Source organism: Desulfosporosinus sp. (assembly GCF_014237355.1).
Classification (GTDB): Bacteria; Bacillota; Desulfitobacteriia; order Desulfitobacteriales; family Desulfitobacteriaceae; genus Desulfosporosinus.
On the sequence record NZ_JABZFS010000039.1, the window covers coordinates 52,164 to 71,340 of the forward strand.

A 19,177-nucleotide genomic window follows, 5' to 3' on the forward strand; every position below is an offset into this window, starting at 1 on the left:
ATATGGGTGTATTACTATTAAGAAACTGTTTAACCATCGACCCCGAAACTGGAGAAAATCAACTTCGGGATATTCTTATTGAAAACGGTATCATTAGTCACATTTCTGAATCTATAGAGAATCATTCTTCAACTTGTCAAGTCTACGAAATCGGAGAACGATACGTGCTGCCTGGACTAATCGATTGTCATACACACTTAGGAATCATCGAAGAGGCCACTGGTAAGATAGGGGTTGATAACAATGAGACCTCTGACTCTGTCACACCACATTTAAGAGGTCTGGATGCCATAAACCCCCAAGACATTGCTTTTATTGATGCTATTCGGGCCGGTGTGACCACGGTAATGACTGGACCAGGGAGTGATAACGCCGTTGGCGGATTAAACTTAGTCATAAAAACGCATGGAACCATTATTGATCAAATGATCGTTAGAAGTCCTGCCGGTCTAAAGATTTCCCTCGGAGAAAATCCCATGAGCGCTTATGGATCTCATGGCAAGTGTCCTGTGACGAGAATGGGTATAACTGGACTTATAAGGGACTTGTTTATGAGGACCCAGGATTATATGGAATTAAAGAAAATGGGTAAGATACATAACCGAGATATCCGCTTAGAAGCAGTCATTCCCGTTTTGAACGGAGAGCTATCCTTACGAGCCCATGCTCACAGAGCCGATGATATTGTTACTGCCGTCAGAATCGCCGAAGAATTTAAGATTAAAAAGCTCGTAATTGAACACGGCACGGAGGCCCACTTAGTTGCTGATTACTTAGTTCAGAGGAATATTCCTGTTGCTTTTGGCCCTATGCTGACTCCGAGGATCAAAATGGAGCTCAAGGGCAGAAATTATAATTCAGTATTAAAATTGACTAAAGCAGGCATAAAGGTATCCTTAATCTCGGATCACCCCTATAATTCCATCGATCAACTTAGGACGGTGGCCGGACTTGCGATCTCGGAAGGTCTTTCTCCACTCGACGCTCTTAAATGCCTGACGGTTCATCCATCCCAAGTATTAGACTGTGACCATCGACTGGGAAGGCTTAAAGAAGGGTATGACGCTGATATCATCGTCTTTAACGGTGTTCCCTTCGACACCATGTCGAAAGTAGTGATGACCATCATTAATGGAGAAGTAGTCTATCAAAAGGACTAGTCATGATCTTGTTTAAAAAAATGGAGCTATAATAAATTTTTTCAAATTTATTATAGCTCTGCCTTGTTATAAGCCATTGTAATCGTCAAGCTTGTCTTTAACCAAGCCTCTTTAATCACATTGTACTAATCTCACCATAATAGCGGCTTGAATTAGCTAAAATAAACAAAGGATTCAGCAAATAATCAATGGGATACAAATCATCCCTTGCAGAGATTAGGGCCCTTATTTTCCCAACCTTCGTCGACGGATCAATAGATAGAATGACAAAAGCGTCTTTTTCTTTAGATAAGGGGTAAATAACATTATTCTTATTAAAAACATCGAGATAAGCAGCTAAGGTAAGGACTCTAAAATCACGACTACGCCACCGAATATCATAAAGTTTAAACGCTTGATGGGCAACCAAAGTCAATAGAGTATCCTCGTTCAAAGACAGTTCAATTCCCATCATATACCCTTCATTATTAAGGTCATTCCAATATTCACAATGAAACGTTTTATCAACAGCCTCTCTATAAGTCTTGGTTGCCAAACGCATTTGATTCAAACTTTGACCCATACCGAGCCATTTTATTCTTGGAATGCTAAGACTTTTAACATCATAGTAAAGACCAATATCACTTTTATCGAGGGTATACTCGTCAGTTGTTTCATTAGGCATTAGGTAGATATAGCCCATTTGCACGCTATTATCGCAGGTAATAAGCAAGGAACATCCCCCCCCTAAGCTTCGTATTCTAGCTAATATACAGGTAATAATTCTGCATAGGTGTTTACTTTTCCTCTATCTTAAATGATACATGATTCGACAATCTTTTACAACTTTTGGCTAACGGCATAAAGCATACCGTTAACAAGCATACTTTTGATGTTATTCTTTTATCCATAATTAGACGACTACACTTAAACTATGGTATTCTTAACTGATAACCCTGATTCAGGGTTATCAAACTTACCCGAGAAGGAGTACTTTATATGCCTCGCTTTAACCTGTCTGAACAAATAATTCAGACTCTTGCTGATAATGAGGGTGTGTATACAAAGGGTATAACTTATTCTAAGGCAGGAAGAGTTAACCATTTTAATTTTTATCCAGAAAAGGGTCTGGTAAATGCTTCCGTCGTGGGAGGTTTGAGATATTCCGTTCAGATAGCCTTTGCTAAGGACAGCACCATACGTGCCTACCGCTGCACCTGCCCGGCCTTTAAAGAGTATCCCGGAGCCTGCAAACACGTGATTGCCGTTTTAAAAACAGCTCAGGAAAAATTGCCGACAATTTGGAAAGACCCCGTCGTGCATAACCGCGTCGTTGAAGAGCTTCTTACTGCTTTTGCGAATCATCGCCAAGAAACCTCTTTTGAAGAACTAACCATCAAAGTAGAACTCCAAACCAAGGGCAACCAACGCCTTACTACTTACTTACAACTCAAAATAGGACTTCAGCGGCTTTATGTCGTTAAAGATATCGGACAATTTCTCAAAGCTCTTAAAACTGGTCAATCCCTGGAATTCGGTAAGCAATTCACCTTAGAACCAACGAGACAGGTCTTTAGAGAGGAAGACTCCCCTCTGATCACTATGCTCCAGGAAATGTATGAACAACATACAGCCTTAATGGAAATGCAAGGTCCTTATTATTCCACGGCAATTTTAAACCAAAAGTCCTTGCCTTTGACGGGCTATTATCTTACTAGGTTTTTAGACGCCTTAGGAGACAACGTCTTTCTTTGGGGAATTGGATCTGCTTCCCCAGAGCCTACCCAAATTATTCGCCATGGTTTACCCATGGAATTCTCCTTACAATCTCTAGGGCAGGATCTCGCTTTAGCTCTGGGAAGTGATGAAGTTCCCCTTCAACTTACACCAGATGGCAGCTATTACGTTTACCGCCATAAAATCTATCAAGCCTCCAAAACTCAAAAAGACTTGCTCCCATCCATACTAACAGCCCTTCGTCAAGGATCTACGAGCCAGGTTGTTATTCCCTCAGCTCAGACGGAGTTTTTCGCTTCGGAAGCCTTGCCTTTGATTGGGAAACTAGGTCCGGTATCCGTCGACCCCATCCTAAAAAATAGATTTACCCATGAAACGTTACAAGCTAAGATCTATTTTGACCGAACATCCGAGATGGGTATTATCGCTCGCTTAGAATTTCACTACGGGGAGATCGTGATTAATCCCTTTATTTCGACCCGGGAAACTAGCAAGGAGACCAGCGACGGAGGAAATGCCATCCTGATCCGTTCTTCTGAACAAGAAGGACGGATTCTACGCATCCTTGAACAGGCAGATTTTCTGGTATCCAAAGGAAGAGTCCACCTTAAAGAAGAGGAGAAAATCTATGAGTTCACAGTCAATTGGCTTCCTCAACTTCGAGACCTCGCTGAACTCTATTATTCCGACGAGTTCAAGCTAAAAATCCGAACTACAACCACCTTTTCAGGACATGTTCGACTTATCGAAACTCTGGATATCTTAGAATTATCCTTCGAATACAATGACCTACCCCAAGACGAACTTGCGGATATCTTTGAATCCCTCCATTTAAAGAAAAAATACCATCGTCTTCGGGATGGTTCCTTCCTTGATTTAAACCAGTCTGAGTTGAAAACCGTCGCTGAACTTTTAGAAAACCTAGACCTTAACGCTGAAGATCTAAATAAGAAACTGCTCAATTTACCTGCCTACAGAGCAATGTATATTGATAGTTTTCTACGTCAGGCTAATTTGCCCGGATTTCAACGCAATAATGCTTTTAAGCAATTGGTGCAGAATATTCTGGAACCTCAGGACATGGAGTTCCCTATCCCTGAGGAACTTCAGACGATCCTTCGAGAATACCAGAAAACCGGTTTTAAATGGCTCAAAACTTTGGCCTCCTATGGACTTGGCGGAATCCTAGCTGATGATATGGGGTTAGGCAAGACATTACAGGTTCTCGCTTTTATTTTATCGGAACAACCTACCGCCAAAGGTCCCGCCCTCGTTATCGCCCCCACTTCGCTAATCTATAATTGGCAAGAGGAAGCAAAAAAATTCACACCTGACTTACGGGTTCTCGTCGTTGAAGGCGCTCCTCAGGAGAGGGAAGCTCTCTTGTCATGTCTAGAAGAACAATGGGACCTAGTAGTTACTTCCTATCCTATATTGCGGCGGGACATCGACAAATTTATCAAAACAGAGTTTTCCTACTGTTTCTTAGACGAAGCACAACATGCTAAGAACCCCCAAACTCTGAATGCTAAATCCGCCCAGCAGATTCAAGCTAAGGGGTATTTTGCCCTAACGGGAACACCCATTGAAAACTCACTTTCCGAACTTTGGTCCCTCTTTAACTTTGTTATGCCAGGTTATCTACTATCTCAACAAGAATTCCGTAAAAAATATGAAGTTCCAATTATCAAAGGGGAAGACCCTAAAACAATCTCAGACTTAAGTAAACATGTTAATCCTTTCATCTTAAGACGTCTTAAAAAAGATGTACTTAAAGAACTCCCCGATAAGATTGAAACTCAACTCAACGCTCCTTTAACTGAAGAACAGAAGAAATTGTATGTAGCTTTTCTACAAGAAGCGAAAGGTAAAATAGCCCAGGAAATAGCCGCTGTAGGCTTTAACAAAAGCCACATTAAAATTCTGGCAGCTCTAACTAGGCTAAGGCAAATCTGTTGCCATCCATCCATGTTCTTAGAGAATTACACCGGAGAAAGTGGCAAAATGCTGCTCTTACAAGAAATTCTTACAGACGCCCTGGATAGCGGACACAGGATCCTAATTTTCTCTCAGTTCACCAGCATGCTGGATATCATTCAAAGCTATCTAAGTTCTGAAATGATCGAACATTTCTATCTTTCCGGTTCGACTAAAGCATCCGAACGATTGAATATGGCCAATTCCTTTAATTCAGGCCAAGGTAAAGTATTTTTAATTTCCTTGAAAGCTGGCGGTACTGGATTAAATCTCACTGGTGCAGACATGGTCATTCATTATGACCCTTGGTGGAATCCTGCTGTTGAAGATCAAGCCACGGATCGGGCTCATCGTATTGGGCAAAATAACGCTGTCCAAGTCATAAAACTTATTACCCAAGGAACCATCGAAGAAAAAATCAACGCTTTACAAGCACGCAAAAAGACCCTGGTTGATTCGGTCATTCAACCGGGAGAAACCATGCTCTCGAAACTAACTGAAAAAGAACTGAGAGAACTTTTTGATTTAACTTGAGCCGAGATTGAATAAGCCTAAATAAAGCTTAACTTCTTTTTAAATTGAAAAGATAGTCTGAAAAACTGTTCCCTGACTACCTGATTTAAACTCAAAAATTGCCCCATGCCTTTGAGCAATCCCCATTGAAATTGCTAGCCCAAGGCCTGTTCCATTATCCTTTGTTGTAAAAAATGGAGTGCCCATTTTCTCTTGGATTTCTTGAGGGATTCCTTTTCCTTGGTCCTTAATTGCTAATACAACCCTATCCTCTTTGAGAAAGGTACTTATGAGAACGCAACCTTGTTCTGAGGTAGCGTCCAATCCGTTGCGCACCAGGTTTAAGATCAATTGTTTTATTTCGTTCTCGTTGATCATGATATCGGGTAAGGTATTTAACTCGGCAATAACCTCTTTATTGTTGTTAAAGGCATCCGCTTGGAGCATAGGCAAAACTTTATTAATAACTTCGTTAATATTCTGAGCCTTTATGTTATCAGAGTTTGCTTTCGCTAAGGATAAAAAATCCGTAATTATTGTATTGGCTCGGTCAATCTCGGAAATCATTAAATCCATAAATTCTCTATCATTTTCGTAGATGGGTTTTGCACCAAAAAACTGCAAGAATCCTTTAACTGTGGTCAGTGGATTTCTAATCTCATGGCTAATTCCAGCTGCTAATTGCCCAATAAGATTAAGACGTTCTAACCGACCCAGTTCTTGCTGCTGTCGTTTTGACTCAGTAATATCTCTAAAAAATACCGTCAAGCCTTCTCTGTAGGGATAGGCGTGAAATTCATGATCTTGATCAGAATTAGCCAAACCCTTTGCTTCCCAATGGACAGATTCATTCGTCAACATAGCTTCAAGCATTTTCTGGTAAGTCAAGGGATTTATGCTCTCAGGAAATACCTCGAAAATGCTTTTCCCTAATAGGTCGGTATTCTCCTTCTTATTTACACAGTTTAATTGGTAGTTTACAAAGGTAAACTGCCAATGACGGTCTAGGGCATAAAACCCATCTGAAATCCCTTCCATAATTTTTGTGGTTCTAAGTCTTGAAGACTCTAAATCTTGATTTGCTTTTTTCAGACTATCCGTATAAAAAGCAATTTTGGAAAGAATAGGCCTTAATTCGGGAAGTTTTGTGAGAATTCGATTTTGATCATTTTCCGAATTAGTGATCATCTTACAAAAATCTTCTAAGTATGAAGCTATTTGTTCAATATTCTTTCTGATTAAAATAATGATTAAGATAACCAAGCTAATTGTCGAAAGAAATATTACAGAAATACTTCGGTAAGATTCAAATAAACTGTTCAGATTTCTAACGTATGCCCAAGTATATCCTAATAATCTATTCTTATCGTAGATCGGCAACGTTACAGCAATTATTTCGTTACTATTCCATACAAAATCATGGAATGTATAATCCTTACCCATCGATGACCTAATTTCATCGAAAGGTATGTCGATGTCATTTTCATTGTTAGTAACTATCAGATCTAAATCTAAATCATAATAGCCAAGCGTAAGCGTAGTGTCATTATCTCGATTGTCAAGGATCGGTTGCAAAAAACCAGTTACTTGGATGGTTTTTTGTTCATGAGTTCTACTCTTGTCTTCTTTAATTTCTTGAATATAGCTGACTTTGTATTGTATTTCAGATTGTAAGAGTGAGAGGTTGGAAATTAAACGGTAATTCATACTTAAGGCTTCTTTTTCCCAATAATTTTTTCCATAAATCAAGATGATGATAATAAGAAATGTTAATAAGCCGAAGGTAATTTTGAATAAGGTTAATTGGATGATTGATTGTCTGTCAATTCGATATTTAATAGTTCTAAGCATAGAATCCTCCAACTATCGCCGTTGTATGGATCAACACAAAAGCTGGGAATAACCCAGCTCTTATGTTACTCGCAGAATATCTATTTAATCCATTGTAAGCTACATTTTTGCAAAAAAACTTGAGATCCTAGTCCTTGAAATAGTGTGGTTCTCGAATGGACAGGATGTAAAGTTAACTGTTTTTACTTTTGTAAAGCTTTAGGGGCTTTAGGTTGATACATAAGCCAACCGCATGCAAAAACTGAAGTAGCACTGGCAAGCACCATTAACATTGAAGCAATTGCAGCAAAAATAGATTTTTTCATAGGCTGTATTCACCTCCTCTTCTATTGAATATTGGTAGTAAGGTTAGGCTTTGGTATGAAATACCTAGTACCATACTAACGTTAACCAATGAATTATTATTTAAGATCAAAACTATGCACGAGATAAGTACAAATGCTGTCGAGGAAATCTTTAGTTTAAATCTCAAGCTCCTAGAATTGATTGGTTTAGCAACACAATCTACCGGAGCTAAAAAAGCCACAAGAAAAAAGGAAATCAGTAAAAGTACTATAAGGACATATTGATTTGTTAGTGAGTAGTTAACGAGTTCTTTGGCTGCTACTCCAATTAAGGTGTAGATAACGGCCCCGTAAATTAAACATTTGAAGGGCGTATTAAAGTGGGCACCACCCGATAGCCTTCGCAATAAACTACCGCAAATAGCAGCAATAACAACAGGAATCAAAGCATTGGACAGAAAGCCTAAGCAAATTATCAAGAGAGATCCACAAATTGACAAAAGAGCTGTCTCAATAGCATAGCTGATTAATTCCTTTTTCTCTTCACTATAACTTAATTCACTGGTTATCCCATTCGTAATTTTTTCGCTAATTACTGTAAAATTCATCATAAGACCCTCTTTTTAAGTAGAAATACCTTAAGAAAAAAGCGGAACAAAATAATAGCAGTTCTTGAGGGATTGATATTAGAATCCGTACAACCGAGTCCTTCAATAAGATTTCAGGCGTCACTCCTAAAACAGGCATTAACAAGGATAGACAAATAATCTCAAAGAGTACTAGAGTTACGTAACTTACTAAGCTAGCAATAATAGAGATGCTGAACTCAGCCCTACAGAGCTTAATTAAAAATATTGACATCATGAACATTAACACAAAAGTGTGAACTCCAAAGGGAATAGGAAACAGCCTAACTATATAGGCACTTAAAGCTAAGATAGTCCCTACTAAAAAGATTCTCTTCCAATTGATCGGTATCTTAGCGATTACAAAGGCTAACGTTGCAATGCCCATTTGTTCAGGGATCCCCTGTAAGAGTATCGAAATTAATGGGATTTTAATGGTAATTCACCCTTTCAAATCACCTAATATATGGCTTCTTGTTGATAAATCACCCTATTACGCTCCTATTCTAATTTATCTTTTATTATCGCATACTCCGTATGTCGAATTCGCGTAAATCCTGTCCTACTGTCCGGCTAATGCAAAAAATGCCCCAAGCCGAAAGCTTAGAGCATTTATGATAATCGAAATTTTCACCAATCACTCATTTTCAATGAAGCTTAAATTTGACAACCGCACTCATGAGACTTTCCCCAAGCTTAGCCAGGGCTTCTGCGGATTTGCTTACTGATATCATCGTGGCCGCTTGCTCCTCTGAAGCTGCGGCAACCTCTTGAGTACTGGCAGCGGCTTGCTGAGCAGAAACACCAATTTTCTCCGCAGATTGTACAGCTTCGGAGGTTCCTATGGCCATTTGCTGAGCAGCTTGAGTAATTTGTTGTATTTGTGTAACTACTTTATTAACCTCTTTTACAATAGTTAGGAAGGAATTGCCGGCTACATTAACGGCTTCCACTCCTGCAACCACTTCTATCTTACCTTTTTCCATTACCCCAACAGCATGTTCAGCCTCTCGTTGAATGTTTCCAATAAGCGATGCGATCTCGATTGCCGAGTTGGACGATTGTTCAGCTAACTTCCTAACTTCCTCGGCAACTACTGCAAATCCTCGTCCTTGTTCACCCGCCCTTGCCGCCTCAATTGCAGCATTTAGAGCTAATAAATTGGTCTGATCTGCAATATCCTTGATAACGTCAACGATTTGGCCGATTTGTTTTGATTGATCACCTAAACGAAATATTACTTCAGCTGATTGGACTGAAACCTGTTGAATAGCTTCAATTTTTTGTACTGCATTTTCTGCTTGAGAAGCTCCTAATTCAGCTGCCTGCGCTGCATTTTCACTGCTTTGACTAACACTTTCGGCATTTGTAGCTACTTGTTGAGCATTTGAAGATAACTTTTCAATTACACTAAGGGTTTCTCCAATCGAAACTGCTGTATCCGTTGCACCAGCAGCAATTTGGCCAAGAGTTTCAGACACTTGCTCACTTGATGCCGTTGCCTGCTCAGAAGCAGCGGATAATTCTTGACTAGTTGAAGCCACACTCTCGGACTGAATTAAAACCTCACCGATAACCACTCGAAGTGAGTGAAGCATTTCACTCACTGCCTGGCTTAAAGTTCCGATTTCGTCTTTGTTCTTAATATCAGGCATGTCAACTGTTAGGTCGCCCTCTGCTATGGACTGTGCAACTTTCGTAACCGCAGCAAGAGGACGGCTAATATGCCGTGCCAGCATAAAGGCTATAATTGCTCCTGTAATCAAGGCAATCGTAACAAAAATAATCAGGATCCTCAAAACCGTACTTTTAGTAGCCTTTGCATCTAACACAGCTTGATTACCGCCTTGGGCCTGAAAATCCATCTGTTCTTCCATATCCATAAGTAATTTGTCAAAGCTTTCTTTGCTCTTTTGCGTCAGTAATTGCCTAGCTTCAACATCCTCTCCTGCCTGAGTTAACATCCAAACCTGCTCTGCATCGTTTATGTAGGTATTAAATGATGTCCTCATTGCCTCGCTTTTCGCTTTACCTTCTGTTGTTTTTACATAGCTATTAAATTCCGCAAAGTCTTGTTCCCATTTTACTTTTATAATTGCAAATTGGGCCTTATGATCTTGAAACGTTCTCGAATCTGAACGCATCAGAAATCCTCCTAAAAGATAGCGCCGAGTGTCTTCAGTATCTTGGATTAGTTCCGCCAAGGAACTTGTTGCTTTAAACCAATGTTCACCTAGATCTTCAGATTCTAGATTCATCTTATAAACGCCATAATAACCAACGCCCCCTATGAACAAGGTCAATAGCAAGACTGCAAAAAAACCCATCAAAAGTTTTATTTGGATTCCGTAGTTTATGGCATTTTTCTTATCACCCTTATTTTGCATCTAAGTGACCCCACTTTCTTATTAAACAAATTCTCATTCTTATTCACCGAAAATGCCCAATTTCCTCTTTTTTCAACAAAAGATATTTATGCCCTCTACAAACCTTAGGGTAAAAAAGCCTAAATAAAGATTTATGCCTATATAAAAGAGAAGCCAAAAAGCTTCTCTTTTTATACCATATTTTGTTTTGTCACAATCTTTCTAAGATCGCTCATTCATTCTAATATACTTTCGTCTTGGTGCTACACTTTTATAAGCTGGTCGAATAATTTTTCCACTATTGGCTATTTCCTCAATACGATGTGCACTCCAGCCTACGATTCTGGAAATCGCAAAGATCGGCGTAAACATTTCCATTGGAATATTGAGCATTTTGTAAACAAAGCCGGAGTAGAAATCGACATTGGCGCTGACAGTCTTATACATTGTATTGACCTTTTCAATAACCTGAGGTGCGAGGGTCTCAACCTTGGCATATAGGTTAAATTCGTCGACTAACCCCTTTTCCTGTGCTAGTTGGGAAACATAATGCTTGAGTATGACCGCCCTCGGATCAGATATTGAGTAAACTGCATGCCCAATTCCATAGATTAAACCAGAACGATCAAAGGCATCTTTGGAAAGAATCCGAGTAAGGTATTGCTCAATCTCTTCGTCATCCTCCCAATCCTTCAATTTATCTTTCATATCCTCAAACATTTGCACAACCTTAATATTCGCCCCGCCATGACGTGGACCTTTAAGGGCACCAATCGCTGCTGCCATTGCGGAATAAGTATCCGTTCCAGTCGAAGTTACAACATGAGTTACAAAGGAGGAATTGTTTCCTCCACCATGCTCGGCGTGAAGCACAAGCGCAAGATCCAGCAGTTTAGCTTCTAACGCTGTATAGCTGCTATCCGGTCTTAACATAGCTAGAATATTCTCAGCAATACTTAGATCCGCTCGAGGGCTGTGAATATAAAGACTTTGATTGCCGTGATAATGACTAAAAGCTTGATAACCATAGACTGCTAAAGATGGGAAGCAGGCAATCAGTCTAAGACATTGCTTTAGGACGTTTTGCATTGATGTATCATCAGGATTGTCATCAAAGGAGTATAATGCTAAAACACTTCTTGCCAGTGTATTCATGATATCTTTGCTCGGTGCTTTTAGAATCACATCACGAGCAAAATCTTCCGGTAGTCTTTGGTAAACTGAAAGAAGTTCCTCAAATTCTTTTTGAGCCTTTAGGTCTGGCAACGTTCCAAAGAGTAGTAAATAGGCAGTTTCTTCAAATCCATATCGATCTTCTTTAGTGAAACCTTTTACGATATCCCTAATGTCAATACCGCGATAAATCAATCGTCCCGGAACGGAGACCTTTTCACCCTCATCCATAATGTAGGAGTGGACTTCACCAATCTCAGTTAAGCCGACGAGTACACCTTTCCCATCTAAATCACGTAGTCCGCGTTTAACTTCGTATTTACGATATAATTCAGGTTTAATATAGCCACTTTCTTCAGCCATTTTACTTAGCTTATTCAACATGATTTCTTCAGACTGCTCATTATTTACATATTTCATATACTCTTCCCCTTTTAAGCTCTATTAATTAATTGATTTTTCCCAATCTATAACATCCATAACAAGTGGAATTGAAGCATTTTAAATATCTAATAATATGCTATTGTTCCCTCCCTATCATTCTTTAATCAGAAAAATAATTGTGAATAGTTCCAGATTACGCCGTATACAGCGTCCCCCGCTTCAAAGTATCGAATTTCACCCTTAGCTGAAATAGAGTGCACTGGTTAGTGCTAATGAATTTTTTAGCTTATTTACTAATATACATATCAAAATATGCTAAATTAGGGGGCAAACATGTCTTGGAACATTAAAAAATGGAACTGGTCTGGTAACATGGTCACTGCTTCAACGGCAATTTTTGCTTTAGTGTCAATTATTTCTGTCTATATTTCTATCACTACCTGGCAAACACAGCGGGAAGCAGCACGACCTTACTTCACTTTTTTAGAATCTCCTACAATTCATCTTGCCGAAGAATTAGGGTTCGAGTTCGAGTTTAAATTTAAGAACGTTGGAACTCATCCAGCTACGAATCTTTTTAGTAGGACCTTGGTTTTTGAGCAACAAATGTTGCAAAAGCCGATTCTTATTGACGACTATACAGTGGTTAATGACATTCCAAGGGATACTACCACCAGCTTACTCCTAACCCTTAATAACCAAGACCTTGTTGAAGCACCCAATCTTAATCCCCATTTCATAATAATTTGCCTAAGGTATGCAGATCCAATTGTCCATAAATCCTATACCCAAACAATCTATCTTAAGTGGGCTGGAGTCATTGCTGGTAGACAGCAACCACTGATTCATGTTGAAATGAGTGAAAAAGAAAGTATTTTAAACTACTTAAAAACCTACCACTTACTTGAGTAGCATGAAATCCATACAAACAATTATACCTCAAAATAAAAAACCCGACCAAAGGTCCGGGTTACAGCTAAAGCGGAAAGCTAGGAATCGCAAAGCAAAGCTAAGTGTATTCCTCTCTTTCAACGCTTACGAAGTTAGCTGACGGATTCGGGTCGAAAGTAACCCTACCCTCACAATAATTTTACTAAATGTGAAGGATTCACCCCCGGAAATGGTTTCCCCGCTTCTAAATAGAATTAAGCGATCGAGAACACTATTTGAGTTTTCAATATTATATAATAAGAAATTGTATCACACTTTATTAAGTCAGGTCAAATAAATCACGCAAAAGATCCGGACGTAAAGCTCCGGCATGAAAAGAGCGCCCACTGTTTAAATTGCATAACCATACCTCTGCCGGGCTAAAGATCAGAGGGTCTATATCGTAAAAATTTCCATGATCCTTGTAGATATCTAAAAAAGGCCTCCCATATTCCTTCGAAGAGCAGAACGGAATTTGCCTGACTAGGGCATCTAAGACCTCATCTTCATCTCTGAGATTATAAAGGACGGTTGATCCATAAAGAATTCCATCGTTGGAGCGTCCTAAGGCACTAAGCTGATTACCTGCTACAGGAGGAAGTGGACATGTTCCCCAGCCAGAATCAACCCTTTCTAGATCATACCCTAATTCCATGAGCTTTGACAAACCCGTTTCTAGGGCTCGTGCGGCTATCTGAACTGAACCCACCTGAGAAGCAGTAGGAGCTACTAATATATAAAGATTCTTAGGGTCACATCCTAATTCCTTTAACAGATGTTGAACGACCTCATCTGACGGAAGTCCCTCACATTCTAGACATAGAATCGCCCTTTCCGAGTAGTCTTCGTAGCACGAGGAGGTCTCATATACACTTCCTTTATGAATTATGGCTCGTCCTGGGCCGGAACCCATAGCAAGGGACTTTCCATTTTGAATGGGCCAACCTGCATATTGAGACGCCAGACAAGCCCGCACAGGATGATCTGTATAAACTTCTACCGTTGGCCATCGTAACCCATTTAAACCTGACCAATGTAAGTTTACTCGGGCCAGTCCACCCAGGCACACTTCGGCAAACAAAACCCCTGCCTCCCAGCCACCTTGAACCTGAACTCCGCAGTCAATCACGGTTACCTTATTATAGTTGTGAACTTTGACCCTTAGAAGTTCACTTCTATCGAGGAATTTCTTAACTATAGGAAACGCTTGACGGTTTGGACTTAGCTTTGATGATTGGCTATACGTAACCATGACACTTCTTCCTTTTTCACAGTACTTTTAACAATATTTTTCAGCATACCCCTTTTTAGTCAATTAAATTACCTTTGGAAATCAGGCCATAGAGTTACGGAAAGAAGTTTCTATGATAAAAGAGGTTAACTCGCACATTAAATCTATATATGTATCTTTATCTACATATTTCCCATTACGGTCAAACAACAGTCGCACGAGAGGACGTGTCGGAAAACTAGTAGGTACAGCTACAACTAAACCTCTTTCGCCAGTATTAAGGGTTACTAAGGAATCTTTAGGATAAAGATTTAAGGATTTACGAAATGCTTGGATCACCATTGGGTTAAAATCCTTCTCCATAGCTAATATCATTTCGAGAGCATGATAAGGTGGAAGTGCTTTACGGTATGGCCGATCTGCAGTTAGGGCATCATAAACATCAGCTACAGCAATAATTTGGGCATCTAGGTGAATTCTAGATCCACTTAGTCCATTAGGATATCCATTACCGCTCCAACGTTCGTGATGCTGTCGTACTGTATTTAAGATACTTGGTAAAACCTCCGCATTTCGAAGCATCGCTTCACCTTCAAGTGGATGTTGCTGAATAATGTAGAATTCACTTTTACTTAATGGCCCTGGCTTATTCAAAATCTCATAGGGCACTTTAATTTTACCAATGTCATGAAGGATAGCACCCATTGCAAGATACCTTAAACGTTGCCCCTTATAACCTAATTCCCTAGCTGTTAATGCTGAGAGGATAGCAACATTAACAGCATGGACAAAAGTACAGTAATCATGTTCTTTGAAACTTGCTAAATCTACTCGCAGAGAATTAGTATCTATGTAAATACATTTATCTTTAATCTCGTTAATTATCCACTCTATACTAACCATAGTTTTGGAAATCTGCTCAGAAGTAATTAACCCAACATCGTGATAAATACTCCATAATGAACCTACGATATCCCAATATAGGTCCTTAGGAAAAGACTTAGTATGAGTAACCGTCTTTACCTCAGATTTTAATGTGTATACCTCACTACTTGCCAGGCGTTCCCTGATCCATTCTGTGACTAGTTGCCCTCTTGTCAATAAAAGAAGGCCTCTGGCATCAAACAAATCCATTGGGGCTTGTTTTTCGAAAAACAAGAAACCTTGTGGCAACTTTTCTAGAACCAAATTCATCAAATACTCTAACCCCTTCCAACGTCACTTTGTTTCAGCTTCGCCCTAGCTAAAGTATCTTCAACTGTTTTGAGCAAGACGTTTAAGTCCATAGGTTTGCTTAAAAAATCTTTAACGCCTAGACTTCGTGCAACCTCCTCTATATCGGATTCTGCACTTATCATGATTACTGGAATATTTTTAGCCTGACAGTCCTCACCAAGCATCGATAATACTTGCAGTCCTGTCATTGTCGGCATTCTTTGATCTAGTAGAATGAGCGATGGAGGGTTAAAGGACATCGCAAGGCTTAGACATTCAGCCCCGCTTGCCACCGTTTTGACGTTATAACTTGATTCCTCTAAAACCGTATGAAGAAGAAGTCTTACCCCATATTGGTCATCGACAACTAAAATATATCCCGACAATTTTCTTCCTCCCACCTAAGCACTCTATAATATAACATCTGATATTTCGTGACTTCTAATATTATATTCTATAACTATGTGTTTTGTTTTTCAATCTGATTACATACACACAGTCGGTAAGATGTTTGAGGTGACTAACATAAAATTGAAGGAGAGGTGATAGTGTGTCTAACAACATTCAAGAGGTCGCTGGGAAAAACATACGGCTTTTCCGGCAGTCTAAGGGCCTTACACAAGAAAAACTTGCTGAACTAGTTAATGTGAGTAGTTCCTATATAGGCTATTTGGAACGGGGCCTTAGGGCTCCCTCTTTAGACCTATTAGCAAGAATAGGCACCGTCCTGGAAGTGGAACCTACAGCTTTGCTTTACTCTTCCTCAAATGATTCCGACCCAACACTAAATAAGCTCAATGCCCTTTTGGCAGGAAAAAATTCTAAATCAATTAACTTTGTTTATGAAGTCGCGAGGGCCTATTTCGTATCTACCAGTGAATTAGTTTAACTACTTCTCAGTTACCTCAAAATTCCCTACGCCCAAAATTTGACTAGTAGTACATAAGGGTCTTTTTAATCAGCAAAACCCCCCGGTTCATTTGTACCGGGGGGAGGAATCATTTCTATAATATTGGTTAGATATTGATGTCTGCCTCAGCAAACGATTAAAACGTCTCCTAAATCTTAGTCTCCCCATCATAGGATGATATGATTCTGTATAGATCGGGTCGGCGGTCTCGAAAAATCCCCCACTCGATTCGTTGCGTCTCAAGTTGTTCTAGGTCAAACTCAGCGATCAGAACACGTTCTTCGGTGCGCCCAGCTTCGACAATCTTATTCCCTTGGGGACCTGCAATGAAAGAAGATCCGTAGAAGGAAATATTCGATTCATCATCTTCCTCAACCCCGATTCGATTCGAAGCGATTACAGGAATCAAGTTTGCTGCTGCATGCCCCAGCATACAGGTCTGCCAATGATCTTTAGAATCGATCGATCCATCTTGGGGCTCTGAACCGATGGCCGTAGGATAAAAAAGCAGTTCTGCCCCCATCAAGGCCATACACCGTGCAGCTTCCGGATACCATTGATCCCAGCAGACTCCAACCCCAATTTTTCCATAGCGAGTATTCCAGACCTTAAAGCCCGTATCTCCTGGGTTAAAATAAAACTTTTCTTCATACCCTGGGCCATCTGGGATATGGCTCTTGCGATACTTACCTAGAACGTCTCCACTAGCATCTATGACAGCTAGAGAATTATAACGTGCATAGTTTTTTTTCTCATAGAAGCTGATGGGCAGTACCACCTGAAGCTCTTTAGCTACTCCTTTAAAATGGTTAACCGCTTTATTCTGCTCTAGTTCCGTTGCATAAACATAATACTGAGATTTTTCCTTTTGACAGAAATACGGGGTTTCAAACAACTCTTGCAACAAAATAATCTGAGCACCCTGAGATGCTGCCTCCCTTACCAAACCCTCAGCTTTGGTAATGTTTTCATCAATGTTATTAGAACAGCTCATCTGAGTAGCTGCCACTTTAACCTTTCTCATCTTAATCCCTCCCTGCTGGCATCTGTTGGGTTGTACAATGAACGTTTCCACCCTCCCGAATGATCCCCATTCCATTAACTGTGCGTATCCGCCTTCGGGGGAAGGTTTGGCTTAACACCTGAACCGCTAATCCATCAAATTCTTTTGCTTTCCCACCAAAAACAGGCAAAACAATTCCTCCATTAACAAAGTAGAAGTTCAAATAACTTAAGGTCAAACGCCCTTTGGTAAGGGGATCACATAGTTTGGGAGGTTGATGAATTGGGATAATTTCGAACCTTCTCCCGAGGGCATCCGTCTCTCTTTTTAATATGGCTAAGTTTTCTTGGGTAATGGCATAGTTCTCATCCGTAGGATCATCACAAACCTGCAAGAGTATTTTACCTGGAGCAGCAAAGCAGGCAATATTATCGACATGACCATCCGTCTCGTCTCCATCAAGCCCTTTTTTAAGCCAGACTACTTTCTGGATATCAAGAAAATCCCCTAACACTGCTTCAATTTGTTCTCTACTCATATTTGGATTCCGATTAGGATTTAAGAGACACTCTTCCGTTGTCAGCAGCGTACCTTCACCATCGACATGAAAGGAACCCCCTTCCATAACGAGGGGAGCATCAAACCCTTTCAATTTGACATGCTTCAAAATCTCACTAGCCACTTGGTCGTCTAAATCCCAAGGCGCGTACTTTCCACCCCAAGCATTAAACCTCCAATTGACCCCTGCCCTATCCCCATCATCACGGATAAGAAATGTTGGACCATTATCCCTTAGCCATGCATCATTATGCTCGATCTCAAGGATTTCAATCCGCTCATTTTGAAATAGGCAAGAAAGCTTCTTAAAATCCTCAGAATTTGCTACGACGGTTATAGGCTCAAATTCGGCAATCGCCTTGATGATTTCTGTGTAACCCTGACAGACCTCCTCATAGTTCTCGGGATAGCACATGGACGCTTTTACAGGCCATGAAATAAAGGTCCGAGTATGCTTAGTCCATTCCGGTGGCATTTTATAGTTTAGCTGTTTCGGATTCATTTAAATCCCTCTATTCCTAGTTTATACTCCTGGTAATCCTTCAAATCTATCAATAAGACAAAGAATAGTAGCTGCTTTAAGCAGCTACGTTGGATGATTGTCATCTTCAGCATTATACAATAAAGCCGTCAATTTTTCACTAAAATTAACCTTGTTGATTCCACCAATATTTGTAATGTAACGCAAGTTTATGCTTTTGACAATATAACAAAAAGGGTATAACAAACCTTCGTCCGTCACACCCTCATATCTTCCCTACAAATCTACCTGACTCATGTATTAGGTCCCTTTTTAATAGATCCGTCTTACCGCTGCATTGAATTTTCAGTATTCACATTTTGAGGTTTAGATTTATGATTAACTGAAAGAGTCATATAGCATAATCCATAACCCAAAACTGAAAAACAGATAGCTGTTAGCAAAAAATCTAGTCCTTCCATACGATTCCCTCCCTTTCAATTAACCACAAATTAAGAAGAAATTGAAATGTTCGTGCAGAATTATTAAATAAGTGTCCTCTGAGCGGCATATGCCCACGTCTGGGCTTACCGCTCAGATATCCAACTGTGTCATGGACCAGGCCTTGGCAACAAGACTCCGTTGGAACACTCCCTTTAGGAAGCTCTCTAACTATAGTTTAAGCGAATTGTCTTGAATTTCTCTAAACAATTTATAAACAAATTATAAACTTTTCTGAAATAAGTATCCAAATACCTCTAATGAGGCAAAGATCTATCCCTCATCAATTTAATAGCTCTTCTGAAAAAGGAATATCAAT

General features: G+C 39.9%; 17 protein-coding genes and 1 riboswitch. Of the genes, 4 read left to right on the forward strand and 13 right to left on the reverse strand.

Annotation, left to right across the window (positions count from 1 at the left end):
- Window positions 1-2 precede the first annotated feature (2 nt).
- A complete protein-coding gene (locus HGJ98_RS08545; protein WP_291350642.1) occupies window positions 3-1,160 on the forward strand; it encodes an amidohydrolase in 1,158 nt (385 codons plus the stop codon).
- A gap of 115 nt (window positions 1,161-1,275) precedes the next feature.
- Here the strand turns inward: HGJ98_RS08545 and HGJ98_RS08550 are convergent, their stop codons facing one another.
- Complete coding sequence (locus HGJ98_RS08550; RefSeq protein ID WP_291350709.1) at window positions 1,276-1,842, reverse strand: hypothetical protein; 567 nt, start codon at window positions 1,840-1,842, stop codon at window positions 1,276-1,278.
- Between the two features lie 296 nt (window positions 1,843-2,138).
- Here HGJ98_RS08550 and HGJ98_RS08555 point away from each other — a divergent pair, with 296 nt between their 5' ends.
- On the forward strand, window positions 2,139-5,387 hold the full coding sequence (locus HGJ98_RS08555; protein WP_291350643.1) for a DEAD/DEAH box helicase: 3,249 nt from the start codon (window positions 2,139-2,141) through the stop codon (window positions 5,385-5,387).
- A 39-nt stretch (window positions 5,388-5,426) separates the two neighbouring features.
- Here HGJ98_RS08555 and HGJ98_RS08560 read toward each other — a convergent pair whose 3' ends face one another.
- The 6 genes from HGJ98_RS08560 to HGJ98_RS08585 all read right to left on the reverse strand — a co-directional run bounded on the left by HGJ98_RS08560 (window position 5,427) and on the right by HGJ98_RS08585 (window position 12,086).
- Window positions 5,427-7,217, reverse strand: coding sequence for an ATP-binding protein (locus tag HGJ98_RS08560; RefSeq protein WP_291350644.1), 1,791 nt, complete (start codon window positions 7,215-7,217; stop codon window positions 5,427-5,429).
- A gap of 182 nt (window positions 7,218-7,399) precedes the next feature.
- Window positions 7,400-7,522 (reverse strand): cyclic lactone autoinducer peptide, encoded by a 123-nt coding sequence (locus tag HGJ98_RS08565; RefSeq protein ID WP_291350645.1) that lies wholly within the window; start codon window positions 7,520-7,522, stop codon window positions 7,400-7,402.
- Entirely contained in the window at window positions 7,519-8,109 is a 591-nt protein-coding gene (locus HGJ98_RS08570; protein ID WP_367142700.1) for an accessory gene regulator ArgB-like protein, read from the reverse strand. The genes HGJ98_RS08565 and HGJ98_RS08570 overlap by 4 nt, the downstream gene beginning before the upstream one ends.
- The gene (locus tag HGJ98_RS08575; protein WP_291350647.1) at window positions 8,090-8,515 is read right to left on the reverse strand and encodes a hypothetical protein; all 426 of its coding nucleotides are present in this window, start codon (window positions 8,513-8,515) and stop codon (window positions 8,090-8,092) included. Before HGJ98_RS08575 ends, HGJ98_RS08570 begins: the two co-directional genes overlap by 20 nt.
- Before the next feature lie 259 nt (window positions 8,516-8,774).
- On the reverse strand, window positions 8,775-10,514 hold the full coding sequence (locus tag HGJ98_RS08580; protein ID WP_291350648.1) for a methyl-accepting chemotaxis protein: 1,740 nt from the start codon (window positions 10,512-10,514) through the stop codon (window positions 8,775-8,777).
- A 201-nt stretch (window positions 10,515-10,715) separates the two neighbouring features.
- Window positions 10,716-12,086, reverse strand: coding sequence for a citrate/2-methylcitrate synthase (locus HGJ98_RS08585; protein WP_291350649.1), 1,371 nt, complete (start codon window positions 12,084-12,086; stop codon window positions 10,716-10,718).
- 297 nt (window positions 12,087-12,383) lie between these two features.
- On the opposite strand from HGJ98_RS08585, the gene HGJ98_RS08590 reads away from it, so the two are divergent.
- Entirely contained in the window at window positions 12,384-12,962 is a 579-nt protein-coding gene (locus HGJ98_RS08590) for a hypothetical protein (protein ID WP_291350650.1), read from the forward strand.
- Window positions 12,963-13,066: 104 nt separating this feature from the next.
- Window positions 13,067-13,212, reverse strand: a riboswitch (cyclic di-AMP (ydaO/yuaA leader).
- 48 nt (window positions 13,213-13,260) lie between these two features.
- Here the strand turns inward: HGJ98_RS08590 and mch are convergent.
- The 3 genes from mch to HGJ98_RS08605 form a co-directional block, all read right to left on the reverse strand.
- The gene (mch, locus tag HGJ98_RS08595; RefSeq protein WP_291350651.1) at window positions 13,261-14,232 is read right to left on the reverse strand and encodes a methenyltetrahydromethanopterin cyclohydrolase; all 972 of its coding nucleotides are present in this window, start codon (window positions 14,230-14,232) and stop codon (window positions 13,261-13,263) included.
- 81 nt (window positions 14,233-14,313) lie between these two features.
- Window positions 14,314-15,405, reverse strand: a complete 1,092-nt coding sequence (locus HGJ98_RS08600) for an HD-GYP domain-containing protein (RefSeq protein WP_291350652.1) — start codon at window positions 15,403-15,405, stop codon at window positions 14,314-14,316.
- Between the two features lie 8 nt (window positions 15,406-15,413).
- Complete coding sequence (locus HGJ98_RS08605; protein ID WP_291350653.1) at window positions 15,414-15,812, reverse strand: response regulator; 399 nt, start codon at window positions 15,810-15,812, stop codon at window positions 15,414-15,416.
- Window positions 15,813-15,976: 164 nt separating this feature from the next.
- Here HGJ98_RS08605 and HGJ98_RS08610 point away from each other — a divergent pair, with 164 nt between their 5' ends.
- The gene (locus tag HGJ98_RS08610; RefSeq protein WP_291350654.1) at window positions 15,977-16,315 is read left to right on the forward strand and encodes a helix-turn-helix transcriptional regulator; all 339 of its coding nucleotides are present in this window, start codon (window positions 15,977-15,979) and stop codon (window positions 16,313-16,315) included.
- Between the two features lie 169 nt (window positions 16,316-16,484).
- On the opposite strand, the gene aguB is transcribed toward HGJ98_RS08610, so the two are convergent.
- The 3 genes from aguB to HGJ98_RS08625 all read right to left on the reverse strand — a co-directional run bounded on the left by aguB (window position 16,485) and on the right by HGJ98_RS08625 (window position 18,839).
- On the reverse strand, window positions 16,485-17,360 hold the full coding sequence (aguB, locus tag HGJ98_RS08615) for an N-carbamoylputrescine amidase (RefSeq protein WP_291350655.1): 876 nt from the start codon (window positions 17,358-17,360) through the stop codon (window positions 16,485-16,487).
- Window position 17,361: 1 nt separating this feature from the next.
- A complete protein-coding gene (locus HGJ98_RS08620; protein ID WP_291350656.1) occupies window positions 17,362-18,399 on the reverse strand; it encodes an agmatine deiminase family protein in 1,038 nt (345 codons plus the stop codon).
- A 305-nt stretch (window positions 18,400-18,704) separates the two neighbouring features.
- A complete protein-coding gene (locus HGJ98_RS08625) occupies window positions 18,705-18,839 on the reverse strand; it encodes a hypothetical protein (protein ID WP_291350657.1) in 135 nt (44 codons plus the stop codon).
- Between the last annotated feature and the right edge of the window lie 338 nt (window positions 18,840-19,177).

What these genes read in the sequence shown, in the direction of transcription:
- aguB (WP_291350655.1), bottom strand. Translation starts at nt 17,360, where the DNA reads ATGAGAAAGGTTAAAGTGGCAGCTACTCAGATGAGCTGTTCTAATAAC.
- HGJ98_RS08570 (WP_367142700.1), bottom strand. Translation starts at nt 8,109, where the DNA reads ATGAATTTTACAGTAATTAGCGAAAAAATTACGAATGGGATAACCAGT.
- mch (WP_291350651.1), bottom strand. Translation starts at nt 14,232, where the DNA reads ATGGTTACGTATAGCCAATCATCAAAGCTAAGTCCAAACCGTCAAGCG.
- HGJ98_RS08565 (WP_291350645.1), bottom strand. Translation starts at nt 7,522, where the DNA reads ATGAAAAAATCTATTTTTGCTGCAATTGCTTCAATGTTAATGGTGCTT.
- HGJ98_RS08550 (WP_291350709.1), bottom strand. Translation starts at nt 1,842, where the DNA reads ATGGGCTATATCTACCTAATGCCTAATGAAACAACTGACGAGTATACC.
- HGJ98_RS08600 (WP_291350652.1), bottom strand. Translation starts at nt 15,405, where the DNA reads ATGAATTTGGTTCTAGAAAAGTTGCCACAAGGTTTCTTGTTTTTCGAA.
- HGJ98_RS08620 (WP_291350656.1), bottom strand. Translation starts at nt 18,399, where the DNA reads ATGAATCCGAAACAGCTAAACTATAAAATGCCACCGGAATGGACTAAG.
- HGJ98_RS08575 (WP_291350647.1), bottom strand. Translation starts at nt 8,515, where the DNA reads ATGGGCATTGCAACGTTAGCCTTTGTAATCGCTAAGATACCGATCAAT.
- HGJ98_RS08590 (WP_291350650.1), top strand. Translation starts at nt 12,384, where the DNA reads ATGTCTTGGAACATTAAAAAATGGAACTGGTCTGGTAACATGGTCACT.
- HGJ98_RS08625 (WP_291350657.1), bottom strand. Translation starts at nt 18,839, where the DNA reads ATGGAAGGACTAGATTTTTTGCTAACAGCTATCTGTTTTTCAGTTTTG.
- HGJ98_RS08585 (WP_291350649.1), bottom strand. Translation starts at nt 12,086, where the DNA reads ATGAAATATGTAAATAATGAGCAGTCTGAAGAAATCATGTTGAATAAG.
- HGJ98_RS08580 (WP_291350648.1), bottom strand. Translation starts at nt 10,514, where the DNA reads ATGCAAAATAAGGGTGATAAGAAAAATGCCATAAACTACGGAATCCAA.
- HGJ98_RS08555 (WP_291350643.1), top strand. Translation starts at nt 2,139, where the DNA reads ATGCCTCGCTTTAACCTGTCTGAACAAATAATTCAGACTCTTGCTGAT.
- HGJ98_RS08545 (WP_291350642.1), top strand. Translation starts at nt 3, where the DNA reads ATGGGTGTATTACTATTAAGAAACTGTTTAACCATCGACCCCGAAACT.
- HGJ98_RS08560 (WP_291350644.1), bottom strand. Translation starts at nt 7,217, where the DNA reads ATGCTTAGAACTATTAAATATCGAATTGACAGACAATCAATCATCCAA.